We start from the raw sequence: 12,505 nt of genomic DNA on the forward strand, positions 1-12,505 counted from the left end.
TAGTTTTTGTTTTAAAACTTTATATCTTTTCACATCAATTCACCTCCTCTCTCATTCGTATAATACACCCTATTTTGACATTATTTATGTCTATTATAAAAATATTTTATTTTTTTTATTCCTACTTAATACAAATATATATGATAGTAATAATAAATAGAGTTTTAAATTTACTAATAAACAAAATAAGAAAAAGGATAGCCAAACTATCCTAATTCAAAAAACTTATCGTTATGCTGTGTATAAATACATCTTTGACAAATATAGAACAGGATTTGTTCCTGTAATAGCGATTATAAACTCTCCACTAAATTTCTCAAATTTAGCTTCAACCCTGTTACTTGCTGTACCAGAATAGAGTAAAGTATAGGAATCATTATTAACACCAATAATGTATACTTTATCTACCCTACTTGGAGGGGTTATAGAATCAAGAGTAATACCAACCAAATCTACAGTTGAGAAATTAGCTTTTAAATAGGCTCCAGTACCGTTTACACCTAGAGTAGTTAAACTAACTGCGTTACCAGATTTTTTAGAATTGTAACCGATTCGAATATCGCCATTATCACCAAAACAACTACTCAAGTAGAATTGAGCGCCATTAACCTCAGCATTTTTATTCTTTTCATAACTTGTAGTCTTTAAATTACAAGTACTAAAATCGAATGTTTTAGATGCATCATCATCTGCCATATTTCCCTTTAGGTAATCGATTTGGTATTTTGCACTACTTAAGGCTTGGTAATTCGAAACATATAGCTTTTCTTGGGCATTTAAGGCCATTACCTTATTATAAATAGAATATACATCATCTTCATTTTCAAGTGTAATTAGGGATGGTAAGCTATCAATTTCTTGAATGACATTATATACCTTTTCTTTATTTATGGATAAATTCTCATAATTACTATCAAAGGCTAAATTCACCCATTCTGGATGATCAATAAATGGGTTTCTATTGGCTTGATAGCTATAGATAACCTCATTTCTTCTTATTTCCTCATCCGATACAGGATCTTGATAATGCCATTTTAAAAGAGTGGATAATTTTCCAATTTTACCAATGGTTGAGCTTGTAGAGGTAGGAATTTTATCTACAATTTCTAAATCTAATGTTGAATCATTATATCTAGCCATCATATAGAATAACGCTCTTGCGCAATCTCCCTTTGCCTCATCTCTTGGTTCATAGCAGTAATTCGTAATCCAAGAATTGCCATATCCATCACTTAATACCTTACCAGTAATATTTTCTACCTCATCAAAATCTAAATCTCCTCTTGTGTTATTTGCCTGATTTTGTGTTGCCGTTAAATGATGACAATCGGTATAGGCAGGATTAGATTCCGAATCAAAGCCATGAGATTTTGGCCAGGTATGCTCCCTATTCCAAGTAGATCCTTGACCTGATTTTGGAATAGATAGACCTGTATAGATACATACAATATTGTCTTTATTATATGGATCCTCGTCTGCTTCCTTTAAAATATCCCATGCAGCATTATAGGAATATTTTTGATAATTCTTAGATATTACCTTAGTTAATGAATTTATAAATGCATCCCCCTTTAGGGTTATATCTACATCCTTATAATAATTGTTTACCTTATCTGGTAATACTCTATAGGATAATTCAATTTCATTCGTTGTTTCTGTAGTTGTATTTATAGTTGTTTCTGTAGTAGTTTCTATAGTAGTAGTTTCTTCCTTTGTTATACCACAAGAAGCTAAGGCTACTATAGATATTAATGGGAATACATACTTAATTTTCATTATTCTCCTCCTTGAAATATTCATAAATCTTATGAGCTAAATTTGAAGGCATTCCTGCCTTCTTTAATTCCTCTTCTGATGCATTTTTAACATTATCAATGGTTGTAAAATATTTAATTAAGGCTTCCTTTCTTTTTGGGCCTAAGCCTTCAATTTCATCTAATCTCGATTGGAAGAAGCCCTTAGCCTTTTGGCTTCTAAAAAAGCTTATCGCAAAATCGTGTACTCTTTGGGATATATCGGCTAAAAGTAAGAATACAGGATCATTCTTATCTAGGGGTATTAATTTTTCGTTAAAGAAAAGAATCGTTGCCTTATGGTGATTATCCTTTTGAATGCCCATAACTGGAATGTTTAAATTTAATCCCTCTAATACCTCTTTTGCTGCATGAACCTGAATCTCTCCACCATCCATTACAATTAAATCTGGAAGAGTAGCATTTTCCATAACTAATCTTAAATATCTTCTATAGATTACTTCCTTCATCGATTCATAATCATTGGCTCCCACGACCGTTTTAATATGATATTTTCTAAATTCCTTTGGGGCAGGCTTACCATTGATATAGCATACCATACCCGATACAGGGTATTCACCAAATAAATTGGAGTTATCGAAGGCTTCAATGCGCATAGGTGGATTTATACCTAATAATTCACCTAGCCTATCTATAGTTTCTATTCTCTTTAAGACTTGGTTCTTATATATGTTTCTTTTATTTTCTAGATTATATTTGGCATTATATACAGCCATATCTAATAATTCCTTTTTCTTACCTAATTTGATATCTACAAAAGGAATTTCAAGCATTTCCTCAATATTATCCATATTTATACCACTAATACCTATTTCCTTTGGCTTTTCATTAATTTCATAAAATTGCCTTAAATAGGATAATACCTCATCCTCCTTTGAGATATAGGAATTAATGATGGTTTGATGGTTTTGTACAATAGAGCCTAAGCGGGTAATAATAATATTAATGGATAAATCTCCATTATCTTCATATATACCTACATAATCTCTTGCGGTTAAATCATTAATGGATATCTTTTGTCTTTTTATTGTATTTTTAATCGATTCAATTAAATCTCTATATTCAATAGCTTTTTCAAATTCTAAGGAATTCGATAGAGCATTCATCTTTTCATTTAATTCCTTTAGGATATCCTCTGCATCTCCATTTAAGAAGGATGCAATCTTATTCTTGTATATAGAATAATCAAATTGCTCCTTGATAATACAAGGACCCAGGCATTGATGCATATGATAATATAAGCATTCCTTATCTGGAATATGACTACATTTTCTCAAAGGATATAGTCGATTTAATAGATTGACTGTATCTCTTGCAGCACCTACATTCGGGTATGGGCCAAAATATCTGGCCTCGCCCTTCTTTCTTTTATTTCTTGTTACGATTAATCTTGGATGAGGCTCATTCGTTAGGGCAACATAGGGGTATGTCTTATCGTCGGTTAATGCAATATTATATTTTGGATTATATTCCTTAATTAAATTAATTTCCAAAACAAAAGCCTCAAGCTCACTTGAGGTAATAATATAGGTAAAATCTCTAATTTCCGATACAAGCCTTGTGGTTTTCGCATTGTGTGCGCCATGAAAATAGCTTCTTACTCTATTCTTTAAATTTTTAGCCTTACCAACATAAATGATTGTTCCATTTTCATCTCTCATTTGATATGAGCCTGGAGAATCCGGTAATAGCTTTAGCTTTTCTTCTATGATACCCAAGAGAATCACTCTCCTTGAATTTTGTTTTTAATTTTTTCCTTAAAATCGATTAAGGAAAGCTTTAAATGCTCACTTTTTAATTTTATTTTGGCAGATGCATATTTAATATCTAGGAAGCGGAAGGATTTTTTAACGATATTAGAAGAAAAATAATCCTTAAGCTCATCAAGTCTACCCTTTGTTTCTAAGGTTTTAGCGGCAATAGAATCTCCAATCGCTTCTGCCATAGCCTCAAGCTTCTTAAATACCTTAGCAATAGATACATGCTTAAGAGTAGATAGTATAGTATCCGTTAAAACTAGGGTAAATAAAATACCTGCTAGAATATAAAAGAATACAAGATTAAAATTTTCGATTCTTGAAACTAAATTCTCTACAACAAAAGGATGTAATACATACATCACAAACATGACAAGTATGGCAAACATAGTTGAGTTTCTTAAGCAAACTCTACCATGAATATTTAAGAATTTATCACTGTAATCCCACCATCTCATATGGAAGATGAGTTCCATAAAAAAGGAAACAATATATTCAAGAAGGGATGTTAAGATAAACCCTGCAACAAATACCAATATCGGACTGTACCATGTATTTAGATTATAGATAAAGCTTAAGGATAAAAGGATACCTATCGCACCAAAGCCATAAATAGGCACTAAGGGTCCATATAGATAGCCTCTATTCGTTATTTTCTTTGTACAGATAAATACATAAGATACCTCTGCAATATACCCTAAGAAGGCATAAATTATGAAATATAAGAAATATTTAGTTAAAGATTCCATAATATCATCCCCTCTTTAAAATTATACTACAAAGAAAAGAAAAAAATAACCCGAGGGGTTACTTTTTACTTAAAAGTCATTTTTGTTTGGCCATTTAGAATTTCTTCTAATGCCTGTCCTACAGGCTTAACACACATACCATCCTCTGCGGCAGTCCATTCCTCTTCTTCAATGATATGAGCTCTTCTTGCGGCTGCGTATGCTAGCTTATATTTTGAATCAATAACCTTTAATAAATCATCTACAGATGGATAACGCATTCCATCATAATCTTTCTTTGACATAATTAGCCCTCCAAATCAACGAAATTATTATACTATAAACTCTATAAAAAATCTAGTGATTTTATTCATCCTCACCAATGAGCTCCATATATTTATGGATAGATCTTGCGGTTTTCGCATGCTCTGCACGAATGATAGCCATAATACGGTCAGCCGCATTAGATACCTCATCATTTACTACGATATAATCATAATACTTTGCAAGCTTAAATTCTCTATTGGCCTTTTCAATTCTTTGCTGAATAACATCCTCAGATTCTGTGCCTCTTTTTCTTAAGCGCTGATATAGTGCTTCCTTTCCTGGAGGTACAATGAAAATCATTACACAATCTGGGACCTTCTTCTTTACCTGAAGTGCACCCTCAACCTCAATCTCAAGTACAACCTCCTGACCATCCTCTAATCTTTCATTTACCTTATCTAGTGGTGTACCATAGTAATTTCCAACGAATTCCGCATGCTCTAGGAATTTACCCTCGGAAGCACGCTTTAAAAATTCCTCACGAGAAACGAAATAATAATCGATTCCATCTATTTCTCCTGGTCTTTTTGCCCTTGTTGTCATAGATACACTATAGGTTAAGTTATGCTTTGGCATTTCAAATAATGCTTTACGTACGGTTCCCTTACCTACCCCTGATGGGCCAGATATAACAACTAGAAGTCCTCTATCATTCAGCTTCATGATTTAATACCTCACTTTTTGTAAATAAGTTTACTATAACAAAACGAAAAATTCAACCAATTAAAGCTCATCAATTTCTTTTGATAGCATAAATACGCTTTCAATAACCTCATGAATAATCTCCGATTTATGAGAATCCACCTTTGTATTGTATTCTAAATAGATAATCCTATCCTTAAGCTTAGCTATTAGATACTTACTTTTAATATTAAAGGCATTTATTTTATTATATAAATCTATGGTTATATCCTCATCTACATTTCTCACATTAATGATAATAGATAATTCCTTAGTCGCACTATCTATCCTATAATATGGATATAGGCTATATCCTTCATTTGGCATAACAAGCTCAAAGGAGCCTTTGCCATCATCACCTAAGGATACAGAAATATTTTTTGCCTCTAGGGTCTTCTTTACTCCATCAGAAAGCTTGGTGTTTTTTGGCTTATTTTGATCTATATCATTCTTTTTAAATCTATCAAAAAATCCCATGAACGATTGCCTCCTATTAGATATATTTTACTATTTAATATTTTAAAACACAAGATAATAGAATTCCATTTTAAAAAATGCTATACTCTTACTGGTGATGAATGTGAGCTTTGATGGAATACTACTAGAAAAACTAAATAAGGAAATAGAATTCTTAAAAACCGGTCGTATTTCTAAGATAAATGAAAATGGAGATACCGACTTTATTTTTACAATTCGAAAGGAAAGAATCAATTATCCATTGATGCTATCGTTTTCTTCCGATTATTCAAGAATTCATTTAACGAAGCATATTTATGATAGTGTATTAAATCCTAAGAGCTTTACTATGCTTTTAAGAAAGCATATAGAAGGCTATTTCATCGATGATATCATTAATTATGAATGCGATAGAATCCTATATTTTAAATTATCTGGCTATAATGAATTATCCGATTTGAATCATAAATACCTAATTTGTGAGGTTATGGGTAGATATTCCAATCTAATATTAACCGATGAAAATTTCATTATCATAGATGCTCTAAAGCATGATGGTATAGGGGAATATAATCGAACGATATTACCTAATGCGAAATATGAATTTCCATTAAACAATAAAATTAATCCAATGAAATTATCTAAGGATGAAATGATAGATATATTCTTAAAGAATAATCCTAAAAATCCAAAGGAATTAATGAATCTATTTAATGGAGTATCCTTAAATATAGCAATTCCTGTATTTCAAAATGATTTTCATGCAGAAACATTCTATAAATATATACATTTAGAGAATAAGCCATCTACCTTCAAAAATTTTAAGGATAAAATAGATTTTTATTATTACCCATTAGAGGGAAATATCATAAAGGAATATGATTCTATATCCTCTATGCTCGATGATTATTATTATCAAATGGATTTAAGGGCTAAGGTTAAGCTTAAGACAAATGACCTACATACATTTGTCAAGAGGCAAATTACGAAATTTGAAAACAAAATTGAAAAGCTTGAGGCTCAGCTTTTAGATACTTCTATAGCAGATAGCTTTAAGCTTTATGGAGAATTATTATTATCCTATCCAAATGTTAAAGAAAAGAAATCCGAGATTTCTATATTAAATTATTATACAAATGAATATATAGATATTAAATTAGATCCTAAGTACACAATTCTTGAGAATTCAAATAAATTCTATAAGAAATATCAAAAGCTAAAATCCTCTGTCACCTATATTAATGAGCAAATGGAGATTGCAAAAAATGAAATTGAATATTTTAAGGTCATCGATTATCAATTAAAGGATGCATCCATTAATGATGCCTTAGAAATTCAAACAGAATTAATTCATGGTAAATATTTATTTAAAAATACTCCAAATAAAAACAAAAAGAAGGAAAAGCCTAAGCTTTTAACCTATATTTTAGATAATGGTACATGTATTACTGTAGGCAAAAATAATATCCAAAACGAATATTTGACACATAAGCTTGCAAAGCCTAATGAAATGTGGTTCCATATTAAGGATGCACCAGGAAGTCATGTTGTTGTACATAATTCTTCTGAATTAAATGAAGAAGAGATTAGAACAGGAGCTATGCTTGCTGCATATTATTCTACCTACCAGGATTCTTCTTCTGTGCAGGTCGATTATACAAGAATAAGAAATATAAAAAAGATTCCAGGAAAAAGAGCTTGCTTTGTAAGCTATACGCATCAGCAAACCATTTATATTGATCCTGATTCTGATTTTATTTATAAATTAAAGGTGAAGAAATGAAAAATGAATATAAAAAATTTGGATATTACTATGAAGAAATCATGTCTAGAATCAATTATGATTTATGGCTTGAATTTGTAGAGCCCTACCTATCTAAGGGAGATCGTGTATTAGATTTAGCCTGTGGTACTGGTACATTTTGTAATCTATTAACCTTAAATGGTTATAAGGCAGATGGACTTGATTTATCTGAATCCATAATAGAGATTGCCAGAGAAAAGAAAAGAATCAATCGATTAGATATCGATTTTAGAGTTTGTGACATGACAAATTTCAAAACAGAATATAAATATGATATGATTACATGCTTCTTTGATTCTATGAATTTTTTAACAAGCAAAAAGGATATTAAAAGGATGCTAAATTGCGTTGTGGATAGCCTTGAAAATCATGGATATTTTGCTTGTGATATCTATTCTAAGGAGATGCTTAGAGAATATGAAAATAATGAGCTTCATGAGGATCATGATACATTTAAAATTGATTGGTACACAAGAAAGGTAAAAAAGAATGTGTTAAAGCATGAAATTACCATTACCGAAAATGGAGATTCTCCATTTACTGAAACCTATTTAGAGTATTATTATGATATTATAGATATCTCTCATAAAAATTTAAAGCTTATTAAGGTAGTAGGTGACTTTAATGAGGATTTAAAGGATGAGGATGAAAGAATACTTCTTGTTTTCCAAAAGATTTAAGAGCATAAGAAAAACCAACATCATTTTGTTGGTTTTTTTGCTTATTTAAAACTCTACGGTTCCATCATTTATGGTATGGAAATGTGTATGATAGAATTCCTTAATTGCCTTTACTAGGTCATCTAAATCTTTTGCCCCCGCAGTTTCATAGGAAGAATGCATAGCAACCTGGGCTAGTCCAATATCTACAGATGGAATAGATACCTTCGTTTGGCTTATGGCACCTAGGGTAGATCCACCAGGTACATCACTTCTATTCGTATTCAGTTGGTACCTTGCCCCACTTCTTTCACATAATACCTTAAATATAGCTAAGGAATATGCATCGGTTGTATAGGATCCTCTTGCAGCATTTTTTACAACAATTCCTTCATTCATGTAGCAAGCATTCGTTGGATCATATTTCGAAGCATAGGATGGGTGGAAGCCCTGTGCATTATCTGCTGAAATGAAATAGCTTGATGCAAGGCTTCTTCTAAATTCTTCACTAGATAATCCTAAGGATAATGTAATTCTTTCTAATAAATCATATAAAGTAGTGCTTGCTGCACCCTGTCTTGTTGCTGAGCCTATTTCTTCGTTATCGAATAAGCACATTACATTTACAGTACCCTTTGCTGGTACTTCAGATAATAATGCATTTAAAAGGCCATAGGAGCATTCTAGGTTATCAATTTGAGGTGCCATAACAAATTCATTATTAGGTCCTACAAGCATTCCTCTATCTAATAGAGCTAAATATAAATCATAAGATAATATATCTTCCTTACATACATTTAATTCCTTTGCAATTAAGTCTAGTAAATCATTATTTTTATTATCTGTGAATATAGGTAGCATTTCATTTTGTGGATTAAATGCATAGCCTTTATTTAATTCTCTATTATAGTGGATAGAGCAATTGGGAATCATGCAAATCGCCCTATTAAAGGATAACAATTTGGTTTTTACCTTATTCTTTTCCATAACCATTACTTTTCCTGCAATATTTAATGGGCGGTCAAGCCAGCTCATGAATATTGGTCCACCATAAACCTCTGTATTAAGCTTAATATATTTACCTTGATCTAAGGTGAAATTAGGCTTTAGCTTAAAGGTTGGGGAATCTAGGTGTGCTGCAGTAATATTGAAGGATAAATCTCTAAAATCCATAGGGATTTCCCATGCAAATACACTAGACTGATTTCTTGTGAAGAAATATTTGCCTCCTCTTTCTAAGTTCCATTCCTCTGACTCATTTAATTCAATATAGCCATTTCCTTTTAAAATATTTGCTATTTTATTTGCTGCATGAAATGCAGTAGGTGTATCCTTAATAAAATCTAAAAAGCCTCTCATTTTTATTCCTCCGTCTCTAAGATTGCCATAAAGCAGGTATCAGTTCCTACAAGTCCGATATAGCAATCTCCTTGTTCCTCATGCTTATATAAAATATGTAATGTTTCTCCTACATGTGCTTCATTGACAAAGGAGATTCTTACCTTTTTTACTTTCTTATCATTGGCATGCATATTATAAATAACATCTAAATATTTCGCATTATTTAAATGTAAATTATGATCTAAATCTGTATATAAAACCTTATAGTCATAGGTCATATCTGGTTCTGTGATTTGAATCTTAATTTTTCTATTTAGCTTTTCAGGGTAATTTGTGTAATCGTAATATTCTCCCTTAAAAATAACAGAATCCCCTCGCTCAAGCTTTCTGGTTTTTGTACTTATTACACACCAAGTAGATATACCCTTAACAAGTAATTCATCTTGATTATTTCTAAGCTCATATTCTCTTTCAAATTCTAGTCTAGTTCTAGATTTTGGCCACGTTCTAGCCCTTACTACCTCTCCCCATTCGATATCCTTTAATATTTCGAATTCCTCATAAAGAATTACCCAATATAAATTTAAATCTAATAGGTCGTGATATCCAACGCCAAGCTCTACTGCGTTGACGCTTGCTGCATCCTGAAAATAGGATAAAACGGATGCCGGACGGATTTTATCCTTTAAATCCGTATCTACAGCATGAACATAAAATTTTGTTTCATATAACATTACTGCCATAATATAACCATTTATCTTTCTTTTTCAACGAAAGTATTATAGCAAAATTTAAGGAAAAAGAAAACCTCCATCTTTCGATAGAGGATAATCTTAAGCCATTAATTTAACAAGTACTGCCTTTTGAGCATGAAGACGATTTTCTGCTTCCTCGAAGATTTCATCCGCATGAGCCTCAAAAACCTTATCTGTGATTTCTTCTTCTCTATGTGCAGGAAGACAATGCTGTACCATGCAATCAGGCTTAGCAACAGCCATGACGGCATCATTAATTTGGTAAATACCCTTAAATACCTTTTCTCTTTCCGCCTTTTCGGATTCCTGACCCATAGATGCCCATACGTCTGTAAATAATACATCCGCATCCTTAGCAGCAACAAGAGGATCTTCTGTCATTTCAAACATTCCAGGGAATTCTTTAGCAAATTCTAAAATATGGCTATCTGGTTCATATTTCTTAGGGCATGCAATACTCATTTTCATACCTAAGCGTAATACACCAACTATAATGGAGTTTGCCATATTATTACCATCTCCAATATAGCAGCATTTTAAGCCCTCATATGCACCCTTAAATTCACGAATTGTCATTAAATCCGCTAAAACCTGACATGGATGGCAATAATCTGTTAAAGCATTAATTACAGGAATAGAACCATATTTTGCTAAATCCTCTACTTCCTTTTGGTCAAAGGTACGAATCATTATACCATCTAAATATCTAGATAATACTCTTGCGGTATCTTGGATTGGCTCTCCTCTACCAATTTGTAAATCTCTTGAGGATAGGAATAATGCCTGACCACCAAGCTCATGCATGCCAACCTCAAAAGAAACTCTCGTACGAGTAGATGATTTTTGGAAAATCATACCTAGGGTTTTACCCTTTAATAATTCGTGAGGAATACCATTCTTTTTTTGAAATTTTAATTGGTCTGCAAGATTTAAAATATCAAGCAATTCCTCTTTTGATAATTGTTCTAATGTTAATAAATGCTTCATTTAAGCCTCCTTCAAAACGTGAATAAGGATATCAAGTCCCTTATTTAGTTCTTCAAATGTAATATTTAATGGTGGAAGTAGACGAATCTTAGTTTTTGCAGTTAATGGAATTAATCCTTCCTCCATACATTTTGATGCAATATCTACTGCCTTTAGGCCATCCTTAAGCTCAAGTCCTACCATAAGGCCCTTACCAGAAATAGATAAAACCTCTTCTACATCCTTTAGTCTATCCTCAATTATTTTACGGCATTCACGCACGTGATTCAATAACTTATCATCAATTCTTTTTAATACGGATAAAGCAGCACTTGCACAAACTGGGTTTCCGCCAAAGGTTGTACCATGCTGTCCATAGGATAAGACATTCTCGGTTTTTTCATCAAATAGGATTGCAGCAAAGGGTAAGCCACCAGCTAATCCCTTAGCTGTTGTAACAATATTTGGTGTGACTCCATATTCCATATAGGAATATAAATATCCACATCTACCATTACCGGTTTGAACCTCATCGACAATAAATAGGATATCATTCTCCTTACATACCAAATCGATATATTTTATAAATTCAGGATCTAATGCAACAACGCCACCCTCACCCTGAACCGTTTCAATCATTATTGCGCATGTTTTTTTGCTGATTAAACCCTTTAATGCATCAATATCTGATGCAGGACAATATTTAAAATCTCCCACAAATGGGAAAAACCATTGGTGAAATATATCCTGTCCTGTTGCAGATAATGTGGCAATTGTTCTTCCATGGAAGGAATTTTTCAAGGTTATGATTTCACTTCTTCCTAAACCATATTTATCATAGGAATATTTTCTTGCAGCCTTAATGGCACATTCATTTGCCTCAGCACCGGAATTACCAAAGAATACCTTTTTCATATTGGTCTTTTGACAAAGCATTTTCGCAACCATTACCTGTGGAGCTGTGTAATATAGGTTAGAGGAATGCTGTAATGTATTTGCTTGATGCACGACTGCATCTACCCATTCCTTATCACATGCACCGAAGGAATTTGTTCCAATTCCTGAGGAAAAATCAATATATTCCTTTCCCTTATAATCCTTTAGGGTTGCACCCTTACCTTCTTTTAAAACGACAGGGAATCTTTTATATGTATTTAAGATATTCTCGCTATCTTCTACCATTAATTCCTTTTCAAATTCCTTCATATCTTCCATAA

12 protein-coding genes are annotated in these 12,505 nt (G+C 32.2%); 2 read left to right on the forward strand and 10 right to left on the reverse strand.

Annotation, left to right across the window (positions count from 1 at the left end; all coding sequences use genetic code 11):
- Positions 1-231: 231 nt before the first annotated feature.
- From SPJ17_RS08260 to SPJ17_RS08285, 6 genes are all read right to left on the reverse strand, one after another.
- Positions 232-1,776: an endonuclease gene (locus SPJ17_RS08260; protein WP_321094636.1), complete on the reverse strand. Its 1,545-nt coding sequence runs from the start codon at positions 1,774-1,776 to the stop codon at positions 232-234.
- Positions 1,766-3,532 carry an excinuclease ABC subunit UvrC gene (gene uvrC, locus SPJ17_RS08265; RefSeq protein ID WP_321094638.1) on the reverse strand — a complete coding sequence of 589 codons (1,767 nt, stop codon included), beginning with the start codon at positions 3,530-3,532 and terminating at the stop codon, positions 1,766-1,768. Before uvrC ends, SPJ17_RS08260 begins: the two co-directional genes overlap by 11 nt.
- A gap of 5 nt (positions 3,533-3,537) precedes the next feature.
- Positions 3,538-4,320: a putative ABC transporter permease gene (locus SPJ17_RS08270; RefSeq protein WP_321094640.1), complete on the reverse strand. Its 783-nt coding sequence runs from the start codon at positions 4,318-4,320 to the stop codon at positions 3,538-3,540.
- A 65-nt stretch (positions 4,321-4,385) separates the two neighbouring features.
- A complete protein-coding gene (gene rpoZ / locus SPJ17_RS08275; RefSeq protein WP_321094642.1) occupies positions 4,386-4,604 on the reverse strand; it encodes a DNA-directed RNA polymerase subunit omega in 219 nt (72 codons plus the stop codon).
- A gap of 61 nt (positions 4,605-4,665) precedes the next feature.
- Positions 4,666-5,289: a guanylate kinase gene (gene gmk, locus SPJ17_RS08280; protein ID WP_321094645.1), complete on the reverse strand. Its 624-nt coding sequence runs from the start codon at positions 5,287-5,289 to the stop codon at positions 4,666-4,668.
- Positions 5,290-5,349: 60 nt separating this feature from the next.
- Positions 5,350-5,784 (reverse strand): hypothetical protein, encoded by a 435-nt coding sequence (locus SPJ17_RS08285; RefSeq protein WP_321094647.1) that lies wholly within the window; start codon positions 5,782-5,784, stop codon positions 5,350-5,352.
- A 103-nt stretch (positions 5,785-5,887) separates the two neighbouring features.
- On the opposite strand from SPJ17_RS08285, the gene SPJ17_RS08290 reads away from it, so the two are divergent.
- Positions 5,888-7,546, forward strand: coding sequence for an NFACT RNA binding domain-containing protein (locus tag SPJ17_RS08290; protein WP_321094649.1), 1,659 nt, complete (start codon positions 5,888-5,890; stop codon positions 7,544-7,546).
- Complete coding sequence (locus SPJ17_RS08295; protein ID WP_321094651.1) at positions 7,543-8,247, forward strand: class I SAM-dependent methyltransferase; 705 nt, start codon at positions 7,543-7,545, stop codon at positions 8,245-8,247. Before SPJ17_RS08290 ends, SPJ17_RS08295 begins: the two co-directional genes overlap by 4 nt.
- Before the next feature lie 45 nt (positions 8,248-8,292).
- On the opposite strand, the gene SPJ17_RS08300 is transcribed toward SPJ17_RS08295, so the two are convergent.
- The 4 genes from SPJ17_RS08300 to SPJ17_RS08315 form a co-directional block, all read right to left on the reverse strand.
- Positions 8,293-9,585 (reverse strand): M18 family aminopeptidase, encoded by a 1,293-nt coding sequence (locus tag SPJ17_RS08300; RefSeq protein WP_321094653.1) that lies wholly within the window; start codon positions 9,583-9,585, stop codon positions 8,293-8,295.
- A 2-nt stretch (positions 9,586-9,587) separates the two neighbouring features.
- The gene (locus tag SPJ17_RS08305; protein WP_321094655.1) at positions 9,588-10,310 is read right to left on the reverse strand and encodes an acyl-ACP thioesterase domain-containing protein; all 723 of its coding nucleotides are present in this window, start codon (positions 10,308-10,310) and stop codon (positions 9,588-9,590) included.
- Between the two features lie 90 nt (positions 10,311-10,400).
- The gene (gene argF, locus SPJ17_RS08310) at positions 10,401-11,309 is read right to left on the reverse strand and encodes an ornithine carbamoyltransferase (protein ID WP_321094657.1); all 909 of its coding nucleotides are present in this window, start codon (positions 11,307-11,309) and stop codon (positions 10,401-10,403) included.
- On the reverse strand, positions 11,310-12,503 hold the full coding sequence (locus SPJ17_RS08315; protein ID WP_321094659.1) for an acetylornithine/succinylornithine family transaminase: 1,194 nt from the start codon (positions 12,501-12,503) through the stop codon (positions 11,310-11,312). It abuts the gene before it with no gap.
- Positions 12,504-12,505 lie beyond the last annotated feature (2 nt).

Origin of the sequence: Anaeroplasma sp., from assembly GCF_034179385.1 — a bacterium.
In the GTDB taxonomy this organism is placed as follows: domain Bacteria; phylum Bacillota_I; class Bacilli_A; order Acholeplasmatales; family Anaeroplasmataceae; genus Anaeroplasma.